16 protein-coding genes are annotated in these 20,597 nt (G+C 69.3%); 13 read left to right on the top strand and 3 right to left on the bottom strand.

Annotated elements, in window-relative coordinates:
• Positions 1 to 20: 20 nt before the first annotated feature.
• The 6 genes from B0A89_RS06030 (at position 21) to pnp (ending at position 7,102) form a co-directional block, all read left to right on the top strand.
• On the top strand, positions 21 to 668 hold the full coding sequence (locus B0A89_RS06030; RefSeq protein ID WP_085377364.1) for a Tim44/TimA family putative adaptor protein: 648 nt from the start codon (positions 21 to 23) through the stop codon (positions 666 to 668).
• Positions 669 to 1,019: 351 nt separating this feature from the next.
• A complete protein-coding gene (locus B0A89_RS15445; RefSeq protein WP_420814425.1) occupies positions 1,020 to 1,349 on the top strand; it encodes a Smr/MutS family protein in 330 nt (109 codons plus the stop codon).
• Between the two features lie 103 nt (positions 1,350 to 1,452).
• A complete protein-coding gene (locus B0A89_RS06020) occupies positions 1,453 to 2,400 on the top strand; it encodes a calcium-binding protein (protein ID WP_085377362.1) in 948 nt (315 codons plus the stop codon).
• A 144-nt stretch (positions 2,401 to 2,544) separates the two neighbouring features.
• Complete coding sequence (gene rpsO, locus B0A89_RS06015; protein ID WP_085377361.1) at positions 2,545 to 2,814, top strand: 30S ribosomal protein S15; 270 nt, start codon at positions 2,545 to 2,547, stop codon at positions 2,812 to 2,814.
• Between the two features lie 272 nt (positions 2,815 to 3,086).
• Positions 3,087 to 4,514, top strand: coding sequence for an alkaline phosphatase (phoA, locus tag B0A89_RS06010; protein WP_085377360.1), 1,428 nt, complete (start codon positions 3,087 to 3,089; stop codon positions 4,512 to 4,514).
• Positions 4,515 to 4,954: 440 nt separating this feature from the next.
• Positions 4,955 to 7,102: a polyribonucleotide nucleotidyltransferase gene (pnp, locus tag B0A89_RS06005; protein ID WP_085377359.1), complete on the top strand. Its 2,148-nt coding sequence runs from the start codon at positions 4,955 to 4,957 to the stop codon at positions 7,100 to 7,102.
• A 207-nt stretch (positions 7,103 to 7,309) separates the two neighbouring features.
• On the opposite strand, the gene B0A89_RS06000 is transcribed toward pnp, so the two are convergent.
• Positions 7,310 to 8,029: a copper homeostasis protein CutC gene (locus B0A89_RS06000; protein WP_157115260.1), complete on the bottom strand. Its 720-nt coding sequence runs from the start codon at positions 8,027 to 8,029 to the stop codon at positions 7,310 to 7,312.
• Between the two features lie 56 nt (positions 8,030 to 8,085).
• On the opposite strand from B0A89_RS06000, the gene B0A89_RS05995 reads away from it, so the two are divergent.
• From B0A89_RS05995 to B0A89_RS05980, 3 genes are all read left to right on the top strand, one after another.
• Entirely contained in the window at positions 8,086 to 9,027 is a 942-nt protein-coding gene (locus B0A89_RS05995; RefSeq protein ID WP_085377358.1) for an ROK family protein, read from the top strand.
• Between the two features lie 218 nt (positions 9,028 to 9,245).
• A complete protein-coding gene (locus B0A89_RS05985; RefSeq protein ID WP_157115396.1) occupies positions 9,246 to 10,613 on the top strand; it encodes an efflux RND transporter periplasmic adaptor subunit in 1,368 nt (455 codons plus the stop codon).
• Positions 10,613 to 13,726, top strand: a complete 3,114-nt coding sequence (locus tag B0A89_RS05980; RefSeq protein ID WP_085377356.1) for an efflux RND transporter permease subunit — start codon at positions 10,613 to 10,615, stop codon at positions 13,724 to 13,726. Before B0A89_RS05985 ends, B0A89_RS05980 begins: the two co-directional genes overlap by 1 nt.
• Before the next feature lie 50 nt (positions 13,727 to 13,776).
• Here the strand turns inward: B0A89_RS05980 and B0A89_RS05975 are convergent, their stop codons facing one another.
• Together B0A89_RS05975 and B0A89_RS05970 are read right to left on the bottom strand one after the other, a co-directional pair.
• Complete coding sequence (locus B0A89_RS05975; RefSeq protein WP_157115259.1) at positions 13,777 to 14,721, bottom strand: calcium-binding protein; 945 nt, start codon at positions 14,719 to 14,721, stop codon at positions 13,777 to 13,779.
• Positions 14,722 to 14,952: 231 nt separating this feature from the next.
• Entirely contained in the window at positions 14,953 to 15,975 is a 1,023-nt protein-coding gene (locus B0A89_RS05970) for an aspartate-semialdehyde dehydrogenase (RefSeq protein ID WP_085377354.1), read from the bottom strand.
• Between the two features lie 144 nt (positions 15,976 to 16,119).
• Here B0A89_RS05970 and B0A89_RS05965 point away from each other — a divergent pair, with 144 nt between their 5' ends.
• The 4 genes from B0A89_RS05965 to B0A89_RS05950 are packed head-to-tail and all read left to right on the top strand — an operon-like array spanning position 16,120 to position 20,573.
• Positions 16,120 to 17,508: a leucyl aminopeptidase family protein gene (locus tag B0A89_RS05965; RefSeq protein WP_085377353.1), complete on the top strand. Its 1,389-nt coding sequence runs from the start codon at positions 16,120 to 16,122 to the stop codon at positions 17,506 to 17,508.
• Entirely contained in the window at positions 17,508 to 18,338 is an 831-nt protein-coding gene (locus B0A89_RS05960; RefSeq protein ID WP_085377352.1) for a C40 family peptidase, read from the top strand. The genes B0A89_RS05965 and B0A89_RS05960 overlap by 1 nt, the downstream gene beginning before the upstream one ends.
• A gap of 34 nt (positions 18,339 to 18,372) precedes the next feature.
• Entirely contained in the window at positions 18,373 to 19,434 is a 1,062-nt protein-coding gene (locus B0A89_RS05955) for a saccharopine dehydrogenase (RefSeq protein ID WP_085377351.1), read from the top strand.
• The gene (locus tag B0A89_RS05950; RefSeq protein ID WP_085377350.1) at positions 19,431 to 20,573 is read left to right on the top strand and encodes a saccharopine dehydrogenase C-terminal domain-containing protein; all 1,143 of its coding nucleotides are present in this window, start codon (positions 19,431 to 19,433) and stop codon (positions 20,571 to 20,573) included. Before B0A89_RS05955 ends, B0A89_RS05950 begins: the two co-directional genes overlap by 4 nt.
• Positions 20,574 to 20,597 lie beyond the last annotated feature (24 nt).

The raw sequence follows: 20,597 nt of genomic DNA, 5'->3' as shown, positions 1-20,597 counted from the left end.
CCTGCCAAAGGCCGCCGCCCATGTCGAATTCGCTGATCCAGATCGTGGTGCTTGCCGCGATCGCCGTGTTTCTCGTCATGCGCCTGCGCAATGTGCTGGGCACGCGCGAGGGGTTCGAGCCGCCGCGCCAGAGCGCGCCCCAGCCCGCATTGCGCCATGCCGCCGCCCCGGCCGAGCCCGAGGGCAGCGACGTGCTTGACCATGCGCCCGCCGGATCGGCCGCCGCGGCGGCGCTGACCGCGATGCAGCGGGTCGAGCCGGATTTCGCGGTCGGCCCTTTCCTGACCGGGGCGCGGCAGGCCTATGAGATGATCCTGACCGCCTTTGAAAAGGGCGATCTGGCCCAGGTGCGCCCCTTTCTGTCGCCTGCGGTGGCCGAGGCCTTTGATGCCGTGATCGCGCAGCGGCAGGCTGACGGGATCGTCAGCGAGGTGCAGTATCTGGGCACGCACGAGACGGCCCTGCAGGATGCCGCCTTCGATCCGCAGACCGGCACGGGCGAGATCACGATCCGTTTCGTGGGCGAGCTGATCGTCGTCCAGCACGATGCCGGCGGGGCGGTGGTGGACGGCGATGCCCGCAAACCCCGTCGCCAGCGCGACGAGTGGACCTTCGCACGCCGGATGGGTCAGGCGGACCCGAACTGGCAGCTTGTCGCCACGGCCTGAATCATGGCCGGCCGCCGCGGCAGGGGCCAGATAAGCGACGATGACCGCGCCCTTTGGGCGCAGGTCGCCCGCAGCATCACGCCGCTCAGCCCTGCCGCGCCGCAGCCCCCGCCGCAGCCCGGGCCCGGCGCCGGGGCAGGCCCGGACAAGCTGGCGCCGCCGCGCCAGGCCCCCTCGCCCCCCTTGCTTCCCGCCCTGGTTCCCGCGGCCGGCCCTGTTGCCGTCCCCGCCCGCGCGCCGCTTGCGCCGTTCCGCGTCGGGGCGGCGGCATTGCCGGGGCGGGCTGCGCCCTTCCGCGCCCCCGACCCTGCCGATCAACTGCGCGAAGGCCCGCTGCGGATGGATGCGCGCATGCACCGCGACCTTGTCCGCGGGCGGCTGCGCCCCGAGGCGCGGATCGACCTGCACGGGATGACGCTGGCCGTGGCCAAGGCCGAGCTGACCGGGTTCATCCTGTCGGCCTGGGCCTCGGGGCGGCGGCTGGTGCTGGTCATCACCGGCAAGGGCAAGGGCGATCACGGGCCCTTGCCGACCCGCGCGGGCGCGCTGCGCCACGAGGTTCCGCACTGGCTGCACATGGCCCCGGTCGCGGCGGTGGTGATGCAGGTCGTTCCCGCCCATGTCCGGCACGGCGGCGCGGGGGCGTATTACGTCTATCTGCGCCGGCCGGGCCGGGGCTGAGCCGCCGTTAATCCTTTCCTAACCTTTTGCTCCGCTCCGGGCGCGGGACGGGGTATAAGCACGCCGCCGGCCCGTATCCTTCTGCCGGGGATGAGGTTTTGCGATGCTGCTGTTGATGAGTTGTGCCGGTCTGCTGATGATGGCGTTCGTGGTCGATGCGGGGCACGATCACGCCGCGCACGAGGATGATGACGGCGCCGGGCCAGCCCAGACAGGCGGCGGCCCGGCAGATGATCCGTCCCCTGATCCCGACCCTGAGCAGGGGCCGGGGGCCGGAAGCAGCGATGCCGGTCATCCCGGCCGCACGATCATTGGCTCCGAGGATGGCGACTGGCTGGCCGGCACCGAGGCCGACGACCGGCTCGAAGGGCGGGGCGGTGATGACGACCTGCGCGCCGGGGCTGGGGACGACCTGATCGCCGCCGGCGGCGGCAACGACGTTCTTTATGGCGATTACAGCCTTGGCCGCTTCGGCGATGACACGCTGCAGGGGGGCGCGGGCGACGATCTGCTGGCCGGCGATGGCGGCGACGACCTGCTGGACGGAGGCACCGGCAACGACACGGTGCTGGGCGGCGAGGGCGACGACGAAGCCAGCGGGGGGGCGGGCGACGACTGGCTGTCCGGCTCGGCCGGCGATGACAGCCTCGACGGCGGGGCGGGATCGGACGATCTGTCGGGGGACGAGGGCAATGACTGGCTGTCCGCGGCCGATGACGACGGCCAGCGCGACTGGCTGCACGGAGGCGCGGGCGACGACACGCTGAGGGGAAATGCCGGCGACTGGCTTGAAGGCGGAGCCGGCTCCGACATGTTCGATCTGCCCGGCGATCACGATCCCGACCAGGAACCTGCCACGCTGGCGGACTTTCAGGCCGATCAGGACCGGATCGAGCTGGTCCTGCCCGGCGCGGCCCTGAAAGGGGCCAGCGTCACGGTCGATCACCAGCCTGACGGGACCGCGCTGGTCCGCCTGAACGGAGAGGCCGTGGCCCTTGTCCTGCAGGGCAGCGGGCTTGAGGCGGGGATGATCGGCCTGCGGGCGGCCTGACCCCCGCGGCAGGGCCGAATCGGCTTTTCTTTGTTGGAATGCTACCCTATAGGGCGCTTTCCGCTTTTCGCGGAACACTCCAGGGGCCTGCGCTGGACGACATCCCGGCCTGTGCCATCCACCCTTTTCTGACAGGAGACCCCGATGTCGATCACCGTCGAAGAAAAAGCCCGCGTCATGCAGGAATACGCGACCAAGCCGGGCGACACCGGCTCGCCCGAGGTGCAGGTCGCCATCCTCAGCTCGCGCATCGCGACCCTGACCGAGCACTTCAAGGCGCACAAGAAAGACAACCACAGCCGCCGCGGGCTGCTGATGATGGTCGCCCAGCGCCGCAAGCTGCTGGACTATCTCAAGGGCAAGGACGAGGCGCGCTATACCGCGCTGATCGGCAAGCTCGGCCTGCGCCGCTGATCGGCCGGCCCGGCACGGGCCTGCCTTTGCTGCCACCGCCTGAATGCCCGCGCCCTGCCGCGGGCATTCTGCTTTGCCGCGCCGGGCGGCTTTGGGGCTGCGCGCCCAAGCCCCTGCGCCCCGCCTGACCGCAGGCCCGCCGCGCGGGCAGGCGGGGCAAGGCGCCGTCATCCAATCTTTACGCGGCTGTTGCACGGGCGTTGTCTCACGGGACTAGCGGCAAGGGTGCTGGCACATTGCCCGCCAGATCCTCCGGCCTGTTGGAGACGCCCATGCCTTTCAGCCATGCCCGCCTTTTGGCGACCACTGCCCTGATCGCCTGCTGCTCGGCCGGCGCCTTTGCGCAGGACAGCTCGGCCGCTGCGCTGATGGACCGCGCGGCCAAGGGCGACATCACCGTGCATGGCGGCGCGCGCCGCCTGTCGGGTGACATCACCGCCGCTGTCGCGACCGAACTGAAATCCGGCCGTGCGAAGAACGTCATCCTGCTGATCGGCGACGGGATGGGCGATTCGGAAATCACCATCGCCCGCAACGTCGCCGAGGGCGCGGGGGGCATGTTCAAGGGCATCGACGCCCTGCCGGTTACGGGCCAGTACACCCATTATGCGCTGAACAAGGACGGCAAGCCCGATTACGTCACCGATTCGGCCGCTTCCGGCTCGGCATGGGCAACGGGCACCAAGACCTATAACGGCGCGATTTCGGTCGATATCCACGGCAAGCCGCAAAAGACGCTGCTGGAGATGGCCAAGGCAGCCGGCCTCGCCACCGGCAATGTCTCGACCGCCGAGATCCAGGACGCGACGCCCGCCGTGCAGGCCGCCCATGTCGCCCAGCGCAAGTGCTATGACCCCACATCGACGGCCGAGAAATGCCCCGACAACGCGCTCGAGAACGGCGGCGGCGGCTCGATCTCGGAACAGCACCTGAACACCCGCGCCGACGTGACGCTGGGCGGCGGGCGCAAGTATTTCGACGACAAGGCCCGCGCCGGCGACTGGAAGGACAAGACCCTGATCGAGCAGGCGAAGGAACGCGGCTATCAGGTCGTCGAGACGCTTGATGCGCTGAACGCCGTCAACGGCGCCAATGACGCACAGCCGCTGCTGGGCCTGTTCGCGCCCGGCAACATGCCCGTCCGCTGGAAGGGGCCGCAGGCGGTCCATTACGGCAATATCGAACAGCCCCCTGTGACCTGCGCGCCCAACCCCGACCGCACCGCCCAGATCCCGACGTTGGCGCAGATGACCGAAAAGGCCATCACCCTGCTTTCGGCGAACGACAAGGGCTTCTTCCTGCAGGTCGAGGGGGCCTCGATCGACAAGCAGGACCACAACGCCAACCCCTGCGGCCAGATCGGCGAGACGGTCGATCTGGACGAGGCCGTGCAGGCGGCGCTTAAATTCGCGCAGGACAAGGGCGACACGCTGGTCATCGTGACGGCCGACCACGCGCATGCCAGCCAGATCGTCTATCCCGACACCAAGGCCCCCGGCCTGACCCAGGCCGTCATGACCAAGGACGGCGTGCCGATGGCGATCAGCTATGGCAACGCCGACGAGGCCGACGATCAGGGCCATACCGGCGCGCAGCTGCGCATCGCGGCCTATGGTCCGGGCGCGGCCAATGTCACGGGCCTGACCGATCAGACCGACCTGTTCTTCACCATCCGCGACGCGCTGGGGCTGGCGCAATAACGGCCGATCCCGCCCCGCAAGGCGCGGGCGCGGCATTATCCGGCAGAACGCCCGCAGCCTTGGCTGCGGGCGCCTTGCATTCAGGCCGCCAGGCCCCCCGGTGCTCGACGCCCCCATCAGCGCCCGCAGGCTGCGCCGGTTCATCAGCCTGAGCAGGTCTGAAGCGGAATCCCTGCCAGCAGTCCATCATCGTGGCTATGCGTCATCGCGGCGCCTCCTTGACCGGAGGATGTCGGGGGCAAGTGCTGAAGCGCAGATGGGTTTGCCCGCCCACCACATGAAACTGCGCGCTTTTCTCAGCGCGCGATTTCCTGTAAACCCCGCAAATCTGTGACGTGAGGCCCGCCCCCGGCCTCGTGCAAAGGATTGGGGGCGGCGGCAATGGGGCCGCCATTTGCACAGGATGCCCGCAGGGGCGGCGCATCCATGAGGAAATCCGCATGTTCGATGAAGTGAAGAAATCCATCCAGTGGGGCCAGGAAACCCTGACGCTGGAAACGGGCAAGGTTGCCCGCCAGGCCGATGGTTCGGTCATCGCCACGCTGGGCGAAACCAGCGTCATGGCCAACGTGACCTTTGCGAAAGAACCCAAGCCCGGTCAGGACTTTTTCCCGCTGACCGTCCATTATCAGGAAAAATACTATGCCGCCGGCAAGATCCCGGGCGGCTTCTTCAAGCGCGAGGCGCGCCCGTCCGAAAAGGAAACGCTGACCGCCCGCCTGATCGACCGCCCCTGCCGCCCGCTGTTCGCGCCGGGCTTCAAGAACGAAGTCCTCGTCATGTGCACGGTGCTGTCGCATGACTTGGTGAACGACCCCGACATCGTCGCGATGATCGCCGCATCGGCCGCGCTGACCATTTCGGGCGTGCCCTTCATGGGTCCAATCGGCGCCGCGCGCGTCGGCTTTGCCAATGGCCAATATGTGCTGAACCCCGAGGTTCAGGACATGGACAACCTGCGGGGCAATCCCGAACAGCGCCTGGATCTGGTCGTCGCCGGCACCAAGGACGCCGTGATGATGGTCGAATCCGAGGCCTATGAGCTGACCGAGGAAGAGATGCTGGGCGCGGTCAAGTTCGGCCACGAACAGATGCAGCCGGTGATCGACCTGATCATCGACTTCGCCGAGGAATCGGCGAAAGAGCCCTTCGATTTCCGCTCGCCCGATTATACGGAGCTGTATGCCCGTGTTAAATCGCTGGGCGAGGCGGACATGCGCGCCGCCTATGCGATCCGCGACAAGGGCGAACGCCGCGATGCGATCGAGGCGGCGCAGGCCAAGGTCAAGGCCGGGCTGAGCGAGGAGGAACTGGCTGACGCCAATCTCGGCTCGGCGCTGAAAAAGCTGGAATCGGGCATCCTGCGCGGCGACATCATCCGCGGCGGCGCCCGGATCGACGGGCGCGACAACCGCACCGTCCGCGCCATCGACAGCGAGGTGGGCGTGCTGCCGCGCACCCACGGCTCGGCCCTGTTCACCCGCGGCGAGACGCAGGCGCTGGTCGTGACCACGCTGGGCACGGGCGATGACGAACAGATCATCGACGCGCTGCACGGCAATTTCCGGTCGAACTTCCTGCTGCACTACAACTTCCCCCCCTACTCGGTGGGCGAGGTGGGCCGCGTCGGCAGCCCCGGCCGGCGCGAGATCGGCCACGGCAAGCTGGCCTGGCGCGCGTTGCAGGCGGTGCTGCCGGCGCCGACCGACTTCCCCTATACCATCCGCGTTGTCTCCGAGATCACCGAATCGAACGGCTCGTCCTCGATGGCGTCGGTCTGCGGCGGGTCGCTGTCGATGATGGACGCGGGCGTGCCGCTCAAGGCGCCGGTCGCGGGCGTGGCGATGGGCCTGGTGCTTGAGGACCAGGACAACTGGGCCGTGCTGACCGACATCCTGGGCGACGAGGATCACCTCGGCGACATGGACTTCAAGGTCGCGGGGACGGAAAACGGCATCACCTCGCTGCAGATGGACATCAAGGTCCAGGGCATCACCCCGGCCATCATGGAACAGGCGCTGGAGCAGGCCCGCGAAGGCCGGCTGCACATCCTGGGCGAAATGGCCAAGGCCCTGACCGAAGGGCGGCGCGAGTTCAGCGCCCACGCCCCGCGGATCGAGACGATGACCATCCCCACCGACAAGATCCGCGAAGTGATCGGCTCGGGCGGCAAGGTCATCCGCGAGATCGTCGAAGTGTCGGGCGCCAAGGTCGACATCAACGACGACGGCACCATCAAGATCGCCTCGGCCAACGCCGAATCGATCAAGAAGGCGCACGAGATGATCTGGTCGATCGTGGCCGAGCCGGAAGAGGGCAAGATCTACACCGGCAAGGTCGTCAAGCTGGTTGATTTCGGCGCCTTCGTGAACTTCTTCGGCAAGCGCGACGGCCTGGTCCATGTCAGCCAGATCAGCGGCAAGCGCCTGAACCACCCGAACGAGCTGCTCAAGGAAGGGCAGGAAGTCAAGGTCAAGCTGCTGGGCTTTGACGACCGCGGCAAGGTGCGCCTGGGCATGAAGATGGTCGATCAGGACACGGGCGAGGAAATCACCGAACCCCGGAAAGAGGACGCGCAGGCCGAATAAGCCGCGCCTGCCTGCCCCAAGGCCCCGCCCGAAACGGCGGGGCCTTTCTCGTCCGGCCCTGCCTGCAGGGCGCTTTTGGCGCCGGGCGGGCCTCTCGGCGCTGTGGCTTCTCGTCACGGGGCGCCGCCGCTTCTTGGCCCCGCGCCCATCTTCGGTCCGCAAATATCCTCGGGGGGTCCGGGGGGCAGACAGCCCCCCGGCTCGCCTTCACCGCATCGCAGCCTGCAAGGCCCGGATCGCCTCCGGATCGGTCGCCATCCGTTCGGGCGCGATCCTCAGCGCGCCCAGCGGCCCGCCCGCCGGGCGCATGACGCTGCACGAGGCATGCAATGCATCCACCCCCGCCGCGATCAGCGCCGGGGCATTGGCCGCCGTGACCCCGCCGCCGGCCATGATCTCGCACCGGCCCCGCGCGGCGCGGGCAAGCGCGCGCAGACCCGCCGCCCCGGCCAGCGCATCGGGCGCATGCCCGGCCGTCATGATCCGGGTAATGCCTATCGACAGGGCAAGCTCCAGCGCCTCGGCCGGATCGGGCGTCACGTCAAAGGCGCGGTGGATGACGATTTCCATCCCGCGGGCCGCCTCGGCAAGGCGCGCCATTGCCGGCGCGTCCAGCCGCCCGTCGTCCCCCGTCACGCCAATCGCCACCCCGGCCAGACCCGCGGCCCTTGCCGCCGCGATGTCATCGACCATCACCGCCAGCTCGCCCGGCGAATACCGGAAATCGCCTGGCCGCGGCCGGATCATCGCGATCACCGCAACCCCGCAGCGCGCAGCCCGCGCCATCAGCCCGGCCGAAGGCGTCAGCGCCCCCAGCGCCAGCGCGCTGCACAGTTCGATCCGGTCCACCCCGGCCGAGGCGGCCGCCGCCAGCCCCTCGGCGTCGTCCACGACGATTTCCAGCGCCACGCCCATGGGCAAGGTCATCCCCCGTCCTGTGGGCGTTTGGCAAGGGCATCCTGCCGCGCTAGGAACAATACGCGATGACAAAGAGGGCTGGGATGATCTGCGGCGGACTGGATATCGGCGGCACCAAGATCGAGGCGCGGCTGTTCGACGGGGCCATGCAGCCGTTGGACAGCCGGCGGGTGCCGACGCCGCGGGGCAGCGCGGATGCGTTTTTTGCCGCCGTGGCGGATCAGGTGGGCTGGCTGCGCGCGGCGGCCGGGGCCGACCTGCCGGTCGGCATCGCCATGACCGGGATGGTCGAGCCCGGCACCGGGATTGCCCGAACCGCCAATCTGCCCATCAGCGGCCAGCCCATGGCCGCGCGGCTGACCCAGGCGGTCGGCCGCCCCCTGCCGGTGATGAACGATTCCATGGCTCTGGCCTATTCCGAGGCGAATGGCGGCGCGGCCGAGGGCGCGGCTGCGGCGGTCGGCCTGATCCTGGGCACCGGGGTCGCGGCAGGGTTCTGCGTCGATGGCGCGCCTGCGCCGCGCTTTGGCGGGCTGCCGATCGAGATCGGGCACAGCGGCATGCCGGCGCGGGCGCTGGCCCGGCACGGGCTGGGGCTGTGGGGCTGCGGATGCGGGCGGGCGGGCTGCATCGAGGCCTATGTCGCCGGTCCGGGCGTGGCGCGCATCGCCGAACATCTGGGGCTGGGACCGGAACCGGCCCCCCGCCTTGCCGCCCGCGCGGCGCAGGGCGAGGCTGCGGCCGAACAGGCGCTGGCGGTCTGGGCGGATCTCGCGGCCGAGGCGCTCGAGGTGCTGCAGATGACGATCGACCCGGATGTGGTGGTGCTGGGCGGCGGGTTGTCGCAGATGCCTGGCGTGGCCGAGCGTCTGGCCGCAGCGCTGCCGGCGCGGCTGATGGCGGGCACGCCGCTGCCGACGCTGCGGCTGGCGCGGTTCGGGGATGCCAGCGGCGTGCGCGGGGCGGCGCTGCTGGGCCGGCGGGCCGCCGCTGGCGCGAACGTGTAGCGGCGCGGGATGAGGCGGGTTGTGGCGTCCGGCAGCGGCTGCGATACCGGGGCCATGATGCAGCATCCTTGCCCTTTGCGACTGCGCCTTGCGGGCCTGCTGCTTGTTCCGCTGTTCCTGACCCTGCCGGCGGCGGTGCTGGCGCAGTCCGGCCCGCGGGGCGGCGGGGGGCGGCCGGCGCGCAGCAGGGTCCGCGCGAGGTCGGGGTCGTGACGCTGATGCGGGAAAGCGTGCCGGTCACGACGACGCTGCCCGGGCGGGCCGTCGCCTATCACGAAACGGCCATCCGCCCGCAGGTGGGCGGCGAGGTGTCCGAGATCGCCTATAATCCCGGCGAGCCGGTCAAGGCCGGGCAGGTGCTGTTCCGCCTGGACGATGCGCAGCGCACCGCAACGCTTGCGGCGGCAGAGGCAGTCGTGACCAGCGCGCGGGCCGCGCTGCAGGGCGCGCAGGCGACCGTGAACCGCTATGACCGCCTGCAGGGCACCGGCGTCAGCAAGGCCGAACTGGAAACGGCGCAGGTCGCGCTGGCCAATGCCCGCGCCAGCCTGTCCCAGGCCGAGGCCGACCGCGACCTGGCGCAGCTTGCCGTGGACCGCTCGGACATCCGCAGCCCCATCGACGGGGTGGCCGACATCGCGCAGGTGTCGGTGGGCGATCTGGTGACCGCAAGCCAGAGCGATGCGCTGACGACCGTCACCCAGCTGGACCCGATCTATGTGGACGTGTCCGAATCGCGGGCGCGCTTTCTGCGCAACATCCAGATGCGCAATGCCGGCACCCTGGCGCCGCAGACGGGTCTTCAGCCGCAGGTGATCCTGGAAACCGGGCAGGTCTATGACCAGCCGGGCGCGCTGGTGGCGCCGGGCCGGACGGTGTCCTCGACCACCGGGACGGTGCCGTTGCGGCTGCAGTTCCCGAACCCCGACCGGTTGATCCTGCCGGGTCAGTTCCTGCGCGTCCAGCTGACCGTCGGCACGCTGGAAGGCGTGCTGGTGCCTCAGCGCGCCACCCGCCGCTCGGCCAGTGGCGAGCTGACGGCCTTTGTCGCCCGCAACGGCAAGGCCGAACAGGTGACGCTGACCGAATCGGGCACCGCGCATAATGCCTGGGTCGTGACCCAGGGCGTCAGCGCGGGCGAGTCCCTGATCCTGGACGGCCTGACCAACCTGACCGCGGGCGCTGCCGTCACCACCGTCCCGGTGGTGATCGACGCGGACGGCGTGGTGCGGAATGCCGGCGATGCCGCCGCAGCAGACGCAACCGCCGCCGGCAGCGCGGCGGGCGATCAGCCTGCCCCCGAGGCCAGGGCCAACGGCACCTCGGCCCCGGACGCGTCGGCCGCAAACGCCCCCGCCCCGGACATCGCGGCCTCGAACGCCGCGACTGCGGGGGGGGTTGCGGGCGCGGGGGATGCCGCCCCCGGCCCTGCCGCGGCAAGCCCCGCCCCTGAAAGCAGCGTCACCGCGCCTGCTGCCGCCCCGGCCTCTGGGGCCGCAAGCACCGGCGCAGGCGGCACCGTTGCCCCGGCCACTGGCGCCGCCGCCAGCCCGGCACCCGTCCCCGCTGCGCGCCCCCGCAACTGATGGCGCAGTTCTTCATTCATCGTCCGGTCTTTGCCTGGGTGCTGGCCATCGTCACGATGCTGGCGGGCGTCTGGGGCGTGCTGCAACTGCCCGTCTCGCAATATCCCGACATCGCGCCCACCACGATCCGCATCAGCGCCAGCTATTCGGGCGCGACGGCCGAGGCGGTGCAGAACGCCGTGACCGGCCAGATCGAGGACGCGCTGACCGGGCTGGACGGGCTGCTCTATTTCGAATCCACCTCGTCGCAGGGGCGCGCCTCGCTGACGCTGACCTTCGACGACACGGTCGAGCCGACGAACGCCCTGAACGACGTGCAGTCGCGCGTGCGCAGCGTCGAATCGCAGCTGCCCACGACCGTGCAGAACGACGGGGTGTCGGTGACGCGATCGACCTCGTCCATCCTGATGGTCGGGGCGCTTGTCTCTGCCGACGGGCGCTATTCCACCGTCGAGCTGGGCAACCTGCTTGAAGAGGTGGTCGAAGGCCCGGTCGAGCGCGTCTCGGGCGTCGGCGGGATCAACATCTTCGGCTCGGGCTATGCCATGCGAATCTGGCTCGATCCGCTGCGCCTGGCGCAGTTCCAGCTGACCCCGGCCGACATCACGGCCGCGGTGGCGGCGCAGAACGCGACCGTGTCGGTCGGCTCGCTGGGCAGTCAGCCGGTCACGCAGGGGCAGCAGTTCACCGCCACCATCACCGCGCAGAGCCAGCTGACCAGCGTCGAGGATTTCCGCAAGATCCTGCTCAAGACCGGGGATGACGGCGCCTCGGTCTGGCTGGGCGATGTGGCCGATATCGAGATCGGGCAGAAGACCTACGGCTCGAACAGCCGCTTTTCGGGCAGCAATGCCGCAGGCTTCGGGATCAACCTGGAAACCGGGGCCAATGCGGTGGACACCGCCGCGGCGGTGCGCACGGTCCTGGCCCGGCTGCAATCGGCCCTGCCCCAAGGGGTCGAGCTGCAGACGGCCTATGACACCTCGCCCTTTGTTCAGGAATCCATCAACAAGGTCTATCACACGCTGTTCGAGGCGGTCGCCCTGGTCATCGCGGTGATCCTGATCTTCCTGCAGAACTGGCGGGCGACGGTGATCCCGGTCGTGGTGGTGCCGGTGGTTCTGCTGGGCACCTTCGGGGTGCTGTATGCCTTGGGCTATTCGATCAACACGCTGACCATGTTCGCCATGGTCCTGGCCATCGGGCTGCTGGTCGATGACGCCATCGTGGTCGTCGAGAATGTCGAGCGCATCATGCGCGAGGACAGGCTCGACCCGGTCCGCGCGACGGAAACGGGCATGCGCCAGATCACCGGCGCGCTGGTCGGCATCGCCGTGGTGCTGTCGGCGGTGTTCCTGCCGATGGCCTTCATGGCCGGCTCGACCGGGGTGGTCTATCGCCAGTTCTCGGTCACCATCATCACGGCGATGGGGCTGTCGCTGGCCGCGGCGCTGATCCTGACCCCGGCGCAGACCGCCGCGCTGCTGCGGCCCCATCACGGCCCGGCCCGCTTCGCCCCGGCGCGCTGGTTCAACCGCGGCTTTGACAGGCTGACGGATGCCTATGCGGGGATCGTGGCGCGGGTTGTCCGCCGGCCCTTTGTCGTGCTGGGCCTGCTGGTGCTGATCGCGGCCGGCACCTGGCAGATGTTCACGCGGATGAACTCGACCTTCCTGCCCACCGAGGACCAGAGCGTGATGATGGCGCAGGTGAACCTGTCCGAAGGGTCCACCGCCCAGCAGACCTTGGCCGTGGTGAAGGAGATCGAGGATTACCTGCTGACAGATGAACCGGCCGTCCAGTCCACCTTTGCCGCCTTGGGTTTCGGCTTTGCGGGGTCGGGACAGGGGCGGGCGATGCTGTTTGTCCGCCTCAAGCCCTTTGATGAACGCACCGATTCCGCGATGTCGGCCGCCTCGCTTGTCCAGCGCGCCAATGCCCGGTTCGGCAGGCACCGGGCGGGGCGCGTGACCTTCATGCAGCCGCCGCCGATCCAGGGGCTGGGCAACGCGGCCGGGTTCCAGATGTATCTGATCGACCAGTCCGCCCAGGGGATCGAGGCCCTGCGCAAGACGGCCCGGACGCTTGAGGAAAAGGCCAATGCCGATCCCCGGCTCAGCAATGTGCAAAGCCAGGGGGATGAGGATCAGGCGGCGCTCAGGCTGGACATCGACCCGCAGCGGGTGGGGGCGCTGGGGCTCAGCCTCAGCGATGTGAACGGGATGCTGTCCACCATCTTTGCGGGGCGCGAGGTCAATGATTTCGCCATGGGCGCGACGCTGCGGCCCGTCATCGTGCAGGGGGCCGCCGCCTTCAGGATGCAGCCCGAGGATGTCGAGGCATGGTATGCGCGCAACAGCGCGGGCGAGATGGTGCCCTTCAGCGCCTTCCTGTCTACCCGCTGGGTGCCGGTCGCGCCGCGGCTGGCCCGGTTCGAGGGATCGGATGCGATCTCCATGTCGGGCAGCGAAGGCGCGGGCGCGACCTCGGGCCAGGCCATGGATGCGATGGAGGAACTGGTCGCCGGCCTGCCGGGGGGATACGGCGTTGCCTGGACCGGGCTTTCCTATCAGGAACGCCAGTCGGGCAACCAGGCGCCCTATCTGTATGCGCTGTCGGCGCTGGTCGTGTTCCTGTCGCTGGCGGCGCTTTACGAAAGCTGGTCGGTGCCGTTTTCGGTCATGCTGGCGGTGCCGGTCGGGGTGCTGGGGGCGGTTGCGGCCGCGCTGCTGATGGGCCAGTCGAACGACGTGTATTTCAAGGTGGGCATCCTGACGACCATCGGGCTTGCCGCCAAGAACGCCATTCTCATCGTCGAATTCGCGCGCGATCTGGAAATGCAGGGGCGCGGTATCCTTGATGCGGCGGTCGAGGCGGCGCGGCTGCGGCTGCGGCCGATCCTGATGACTTCGCTGGCCTTCATCCTGGGGGTGATGCCGCTGGCGCTGGCGCGCGGCGCTGGCGCGGCGGCGCAGAACTCGATCGGGATCGGGGTGATGGGCGGGATGATCGCGGCCACGTTCCTGGGCATCTTCATGGTGCCGGGATTCTATGTCGCGGTGCGCCGCATGACGGGGGGCAAGGCCCTGGCCGAACCCGCCGCCCGGCCATGAATGAAACAGGGCCGCCCATGCGGGCGGCCCTGTGCTGCCAGACCGGAAGCTTACAGGATGAACTCGTCGCTGGTGTAGTCATAGGCCGAGATGGCGCCATCCGCGATGCGGATGGTCAGGTCGGCGACGCCATCATTGTTCAGATGGGCGTTCAGCACCGTCTCTCCATTCACCTCGGACAGCGAGCAGGTGCCTGCGGCCCGCGAGGCGCTGAACACGAAATCCTGGTTGCCGGCGATGGTCAGGTTCGCGTCGATCCCGTGCAGGTCGATCACGTCCCCGCCGCGCACGCCGACGCCCTCGAATGCCACGGCCCCATCGCCGCCGGTGATCACGTCAACGCCGAAGCGCGAATTGGAATCCGAGTTCGACAGGAACCGGAAGGTATCCGCCCCGGCCCCGCCGGCCAGCGTGTCGGCCCCCAGCGCGCCGTAAAGGATATCATTGCCCGACTGCCCGCGCAGCATGTCGTTGCCGGCCTGGCCCTGCAGCACGTCGCCCAGATCGCCCCCCAGCAGCGTGTCGTTGCCGGTGCCGCCGATCAGGTTGTCGTTGCCGCCCATCCCGTAAAGGATGTCGTTCCCGGCCATGCCGTGGATCGCGTCATTGGCATTGGTCCCGGTCACGCTGTCGGCGTTGTTCGAGGCATAGCCCGCCGAAACCGTCAGGGTATAGCTGCCGGTGGCGTTGTTGCCCTGTTCCCCCACGCCCAGCGTATAGACGGCCGTGCCGCCCGAGCCGATCGTGAAGGTGATCTGGCCGTCGCGGTTGGACCCAGGCGTCACGTCGTCATTGAACAGCAGGCGGGTGCCGCGGGCGTCATAGAGCGCGATGTTGGGATCGACCAGCGAGCCGCTGCTTGACGAGGCGCCCTTGGCCGAGGCCGAATAGGTCAGCCCGGCGATGAAGGTCGTGTTGTAGGTGTCGAAGTCCCCGACGGGCGAGATCGCCCCCGTCTTCGACGTTCCGGTTTCGATGCGGCCGATATAAGCCATGATCTGCTTTCCATCCTTGCAAGGCCCGGATCGGGCGGTTCGAACATAGCGGCGATTGGCGATCACGGGCGATCACCTTTCGGCTGGCGCCCTGATGCCGCACGCATCGCAGGCAGAACCCGCTGGGGCACGGTCCGTTCGGTCACATTCCGTTGTGGTGCCCCATCCTGCCGCAAGGCATGGAAAAAGGGCGCCTCGCGGGCGCCCTTGCCGCGGCTGAGGCAGGCCGGCTCAGCCTTTCTTCAGGCAGCGGCTGCCCAGCAGTTCGGCGATCTGCACCGCATTCAGCGCCGCGCCCTTGCGCAGGTTGTCGCTGACCACCCACAGGTTGAGGCCGTTCTCGACGGTGGAATCCTGCCGGATGCGCGAGACGAATGTAGCATAATCGCCCACGCATTCGATGGGCGTGACGTAACCGCCAGGCTCGCGCTTGTCGATCACCATGACGCCCGGCGCCTCGCGCAGGATGTCGCGAGCCTCGTCCTCGTCAAGGAAATCCTCGAACTCGACATTGACCGCCTCGGAATGGCCGACAAAGACCGGAACGCGCACGCAGGTCGCGGTGACCTTGATCGCGGGGTCCATGATCTTCTTGGTCTCGGCGACCATCTTCCATTCTTCCTTGGTTTCGCCCGAATCCAGGAACACGTCGATCTGGGGGATGACGTTGAAGGCGATCTGCTTCTGGAACTTCTTCGGCGGAACGTCCGAGGTGGGGTTGTAGACGGCCTTGGTCTGGTCCCACAGCTCGTCCATGCCTTCCTTGCCGGCGCCCGAAACGGACTGGTAGGTGCTGACCACGACGCGCTTGATCCTGGCCCGGTCGTGCAGGGGCTTGAGCGCCACCACCATCTGCGCGGTGGAACAGTTCGGGTTGGCGATGATGTTCTTTTTCGCATAGCCCTCGACCGCGTCCGGGTTCACCTCGGGGACGATCAGCGGGATCTGCGGGTCATAGCGATAGAGGGACGAGTTGTCGATCACCACGCAGCCCTGCGACGCGGCAAGGGGGGCGTATTTCTTGGTCGGCTCGGACCCGATGGCGAACAGCGCGATGTCGTATCCGGTGAAGTCGAACCCCTCGATGTCGCGGGTCCTCAGCGTCTTGTCGCCATAGCTGACCTCGGTCCCGAGGCTGCGGCGCGAGGCCAGCGCCACCACCTCGTCGGCGGGAAACTGGCGCTCGGCCAGGATGTTCAGCATTTCGCGGCCCACGTTCCCCGTGGCGCCCGCGACGACGACCTTGTAACCCATCTGGGGAATCCTTTCGCTTTCAGCCGGCCGCGCTTAGCGGAAAGCGAGGGGAAAGTGAATACGGGGGGTTCGCCGCAGCCGGGGGCTTCGCGCCCCCGGACCCCCGCGGGATATTTGCGGACCGAAGATGAGCAGGAGCGCGTCATGACCGAACCAGAGTTTGCCCCCCAATCCGCCCGGAGCCGCCCCCTGTGGCTGGTGCCGCAGGGCGAGGACGGGCCGGTCTGGCCCGAGGGCGTGGATCGCGGCTTTGCGGAGGCGAGCGGCTTTGCCGGCAAGGCGGGGCAGCTGTGCCTGCTGCCGGGCGAGGGAGGGGTTGCGGGCGCGCTGTTCGGGCTTGGCAGGGCTGCCGAGCCGGCAGGCCGGCCGCCGCGCGAACGCTTTGCGCTGGCGCGCGCGGCCGAGGCCCTGCCCGCGGGGGCCTGGCGCATCGCCGGCGCACCCCAGGGCCATGACATGGCTCAGGCGGCACTGGGCTGGCTGTTCGCGCAGTATCGCTTCGCGCGCTACAAGGCGGCCGAGCCGCCCGCGGCGCGGCTGGTCTGCCCCGAGGGGGTTGACCGCGCGGCGCTGCTGGCGATGGCAGCAGGCGAATATCTGGCGCGCGATCTGATCAACACGCCGGCATCCGACATGGGACCGGCGGATCTGGAACAGGCGGCGCGCGATCTGGCAGCGCGGCATGGCGCGGCGGTGGATGTGGTCGCGGGCAGCGCGTTGGCCCAGGGGTTTCCGATGATCGCCGCCGTGGGCCGGGCGGCAGGACCGGGGCGCGCGCCGCGCCTGATCGACCTGCGCTTTAGGGGCGAGGGACCGGCGGTCACGCTGGTCGGCAAGGGCGTGTGCTTTGACACAGGTGGCCTCGACATCAAGCCGTCCGCATCCATGTTGCTGATGAAGAAGGACATGGGCGGGGCGGCCAATGTGCTGGGCCTGGCCGAGACTCTGGCGCGCATGGGCCGTGCCGGCGGGCTGCGGGTGCTGATCCCGGCGGTGGAAAACAGCGTCGGCCCGGACAGTTTCCGCCCCGGCGACGTGCTGACCAGCCGCAAGGGGCTGACCGTCGAGATCAACAACACCGATGCCGAGGGGCGCCTGATCCTGGCCGACGCGCTGGCCTATGGGGCCGAGGCGCGGCCGGCGCTGATGGTTAGCATGGCGACCCTGACCGGGGCGGCGCGGGTAGCCCTTGGGCCGGACCTGCCGCCGTTCTTCTGCGATGACGATGCGGCGGCGGAGGCCTTGTTCCGTGCCGGGCGCGATCACGCCGACCCGATCTGGCGGATGCCGTTCTGGGAACCCTATGAGGCGATGATCGAGCCGGCCATCGCCGATCTGGACAACGCGCCCTCGGGCGGGTTCGCGGGGGCGATCACGGCGGCGCTGTTCCTGCGCCGCTTTGCCGCGGGCGCAGGTATCTATGCGCATTTCGATATCTACGGCTGGCAGCCCGCGGCTGCGCCGGGCAGGCCCAAGGGCGGGGCGGGACAGGGGATGCGGGCAATCCTGCACGCCCTGCCCCGGATCGTCTGATGGACCGCCGTCTGACCCCGGCCACCGATCGGGTGGCGCTGGCAGGCTGGGACCTTGAGCGCCCCGCGGTCACGGACGGCGCCCCCATGCGCATCGCCGCCGCGCTGACCGATCTGCGCCGGGCGCCGGGCGGGGCGCGCGACCGCCAGTTGCTGCTGGGCGCCGACGTGACGGTGATCGAACAGCGGGACGGCTGGGCCTTTATCCGGGCCGAGGCGGACGGCTATTGCGGCTGGGTGATCGCCGCCGCCCTGACGGCGGCGCGGCCGCCGGTGACGCACCGCGTCGGGGCCCCTGCCAGCCATGTCTATCCCGCGCCCGATTTCAAGCAGGGCGAACGGATCGGCCTGTCGATGGGCTGCCGCCTGAGCGTTCTGGCAACCGAAGGACGCTTTGCCCGGCTGGAGGATGGCGGCTATGTCCCGCTTGCCCATCTGTCGGATGCGCCGGCGCGCGATCCGGCGACCGTGGCGCAAAGCCTGCTGGGCACACCCTATCTGTGGGGCGGCAACAGCCGCGGCGGGATCGACTGTTCGGGGCTGGTGCAGGCGGCGCTGCACGCCTGCGCCATCGCCTGCCCCGGTGACAGCGACCTGCAATGCGCGGCCTTTCCCGAAAGCCCGGCGATCGGGCGCGGCGATCTGCTGTTCTGGCCTGGCCATGTGGCCATGGCGCTGGACGGGCGCACCATGATCCATGCGACCGCCTGGACGATGTCGGTCGTCACCGAGGACATCGCCGCCGCCATCGCGCGGATCGAGGCGGCGGGCGACGGGCCCTTTCTCGGCGCGCGCCGGCCTGCGCTGGACGGGCGCATCGCCTTTCCGTAAGCCTGCATCAGCGGCCGAAAGCGGGGTTCCTTCCATGACGCATCTGTGGGTCCGGGCGGAAAGCCGCCCCAACGAGGATCGGGTGGGCATCACCCCCGAGGGCGTGCGCGACCTGGCCCGCCGCGGCTTTCGCGTCACGGTCGAGGACAGCCCCCGCCGCGTCATCCCCACTGCGGATTACCGCGCCGCCGGCGCCGCCATCGCGCCCGAAGGCTCGTGGGTGGATGCCCCCGACGACGCCATCATCCTGGGCCTCAAGGAACTGCCCGAGGATGGCACGCCCCTGCGCCACCGCCACATCATGTTCGGCCATGCCTTCAAGGGCCAGCCCGACGGGCAGGTGCTGCTGCGCCGGTTCCGTGCGGGCGGGGGCCGGCTTTACGATCTGGAATACCTGGTGGACGAACAGGGCCGCAGGCTGGCGGCCTTCGGCTATTGGGCGGGCTATGCGGGGGCGGCCGTGGCGCTGAAATGCTGGGCGGCGCAGGCGCGGGGCGGCCTTTGCGGACCGGTCGGCACCTATCCGGGCAAGGACGCGCTGGCGGCGGAGCTGCGGGCCGAGCTTGATGCGACCGGCAGGCCGCGCCCGCGCGCCATCGTGATCGGCGCCAAGGGGCGGGTCGGCACCGGGGCGGCCGACCTGTGCGCCGAAATGGGCGTTCGGGTGACCAAATGGGACATGGCCGAAACCGCCCATGGGGGGCCGTTCCCGGAAATCCTGGTGCATGAGGTCTTTTTGAACTGCATCCTCGCCCAGCCCGGATGCCCGGTATTCGTGCCCGAAAGCGCGGTCAATCCGGGCCGAAACCTGACGGTGATCGGGGATATCGCCTGCGATCCGACCAGCGCGTTTTCCCCCATCAAGGTCTATGACCGCACCACGAGCTGGGACAGCCCGGCGCTGCGCGTGGCCGAACGCCCGCCCCTCGACGTGACGGCGATCGACAACCTGCCCTCGATGCTGCCGCGCGAATCAAGCCGCGACTATGCCGGGCAGCTGCTGCCTGTGCTGCAGCAGCTGGACGCTATCGATACCGGCCCCTGGGGGCGGGCCGCAGCAACATACGAGACGCATCTGAAAGGGCTTTCGCCATGACGATCCACTGGGTGGGGACCGGACTGTCTGCAATTCCCGGGCTGCGCCGGCTGCTGGCGGGGAACGTGCCGGTCGCGGTCTGGAACCGCACCCCGGACAAGGCGCGCGCCGCGGTGGGCGATCTGGCGACCGACATCCGCAGCTATTCCCTGCCGGCCCTTGCCGGGGCGGTGCAGGCGGGCGATGTGGTCGTATCGATGCTGCCGGCCGACCGGCATGTTCCGCTGGCGCGGATCTGCCTGGACAAGGGGGCAAGCTTCGTCAGCTCGTCCTATATCTCGCCTGAGATGGCCGCGCTGGATCAGGCCGCCAGGGATGCCGGCGTCGCCCTCGTCAACGAGGTGGGGCTGGACCCAGGCATCGACCATCTGATGGCGCATGAGCTGGTCGCCGATTATCGCCAGATCGCCCGCGCCGGCGACACGGTCAGCTTCACAAGCTATTGCGGCGGCATCCCCAGCTATCCCAATACCTTCCGCTACAAGTTCTCGTGGTCGCCGCTGGGGGTGCTGCGGGCGCTGCGCTCGCCGTCGCGCTCGATCCGCGATGGGGCACTGCGCGAGGTGCAGCGGCCCTGGCACGCGATCGATGCCTATGATGCACCGCTGCCCGTGCCCGAACGGTTCGAGGTCTATCCCAACCGCGATTCCGCCGCCTTCGTGGCCCAATACGGGCTCGATCCGGAATGGCGGGTGCAGGACTTTGTCCGCGGGACCATCCGCATGAAGGGCTGGGCCGAGGCATGGGCGAATGTGTTCGCCGCGGTCGAGCGTCTGGCCGGTCCCGAGGGCGATGCGCAGCTTGCCGAGATGGCCGACCGGCTGTGGGCCGAACACGCCTATGCCGAGGGCGAGCCCGACCGCGTGGTCCTGTTCGTGCGCCTGTCGGCCCGGCGGGACGGCGCGGCCGTGTTCGACAAGGAATGGGTGCTGGACGCGCGCGGCAATGCCGGCGGCAGCGCCATGGCGCAGCTTGTCTCGACGCCGGTGGCGCTGGCGGTCGAGGCGGTGCTGGAGGGCCGCCTGCCCCCCGGCGTGCATGCGGCGCCGGACGATCCAGACCTTGTCGGCCACTGGCTGGTCGAGGTGGGTGAAATCGCCGATCACATGGCACGGGTGAACCATCTGGCAACAGCCTGACAGGAACGCCGCGCCCGCCGCCGC

The sequence above is a fragment of the Paracoccus contaminans genome (assembly GCF_002105555.1).
In the GTDB taxonomy this organism is placed as follows: domain Bacteria; phylum Pseudomonadota; class Alphaproteobacteria; order Rhodobacterales; family Rhodobacteraceae; genus Paracoccus; species Paracoccus contaminans.
This window is presented reverse-complemented; position numbering and strand designations above follow the sequence as displayed.

Excerpts from the sequence above, each read along its gene's own strand:
- B0A89_RS05975 (WP_157115259.1), bottom strand. The coding sequence starts at position 14,721 with ATGGCTTATATCGGCCGCATCGAAACCGGAACGTCGAAGACGGGGGCG.
- B0A89_RS05985 (WP_157115396.1), top strand. The coding sequence starts at position 9,246 with ATGCGGGAAAGCGTGCCGGTCACGACGACGCTGCCCGGGCGGGCCGTC.
- phoA (WP_085377360.1), top strand. The coding sequence starts at position 3,087 with ATGCCTTTCAGCCATGCCCGCCTTTTGGCGACCACTGCCCTGATCGCC.
- B0A89_RS05995 (WP_085377358.1), top strand. The coding sequence starts at position 8,086 with ATGACAAAGAGGGCTGGGATGATCTGCGGCGGACTGGATATCGGCGGC.
- B0A89_RS06030 (WP_085377364.1), top strand. The coding sequence starts at position 21 with ATGTCGAATTCGCTGATCCAGATCGTGGTGCTTGCCGCGATCGCCGTG.
- B0A89_RS05960 (WP_085377352.1), top strand. The coding sequence starts at position 17,508 with ATGGACCGCCGTCTGACCCCGGCCACCGATCGGGTGGCGCTGGCAGGC.
- rpsO (WP_085377361.1), top strand. The coding sequence starts at position 2,545 with ATGTCGATCACCGTCGAAGAAAAAGCCCGCGTCATGCAGGAATACGCG.
- B0A89_RS05980 (WP_085377356.1), top strand. The coding sequence starts at position 10,613 with ATGGCGCAGTTCTTCATTCATCGTCCGGTCTTTGCCTGGGTGCTGGCC.
- B0A89_RS05970 (WP_085377354.1), bottom strand. The coding sequence starts at position 15,975 with ATGGGTTACAAGGTCGTCGTCGCGGGCGCCACGGGGAACGTGGGCCGC.
- B0A89_RS05965 (WP_085377353.1), top strand. The coding sequence starts at position 16,120 with ATGACCGAACCAGAGTTTGCCCCCCAATCCGCCCGGAGCCGCCCCCTG.
- B0A89_RS05950 (WP_085377350.1), top strand. The coding sequence starts at position 19,431 with ATGACGATCCACTGGGTGGGGACCGGACTGTCTGCAATTCCCGGGCTG.
- B0A89_RS15445 (WP_420814425.1), top strand. The coding sequence starts at position 1,020 with ATGCACCGCGACCTTGTCCGCGGGCGGCTGCGCCCCGAGGCGCGGATC.
- pnp (WP_085377359.1), top strand. The coding sequence starts at position 4,955 with ATGTTCGATGAAGTGAAGAAATCCATCCAGTGGGGCCAGGAAACCCTG.
- B0A89_RS06000 (WP_157115260.1), bottom strand. The coding sequence starts at position 8,029 with ATGACCTTGCCCATGGGCGTGGCGCTGGAAATCGTCGTGGACGACGCC.
- B0A89_RS06020 (WP_085377362.1), top strand. The coding sequence starts at position 1,453 with ATGCTGCTGTTGATGAGTTGTGCCGGTCTGCTGATGATGGCGTTCGTG.
- B0A89_RS05955 (WP_085377351.1), top strand. The coding sequence starts at position 18,373 with ATGACGCATCTGTGGGTCCGGGCGGAAAGCCGCCCCAACGAGGATCGG.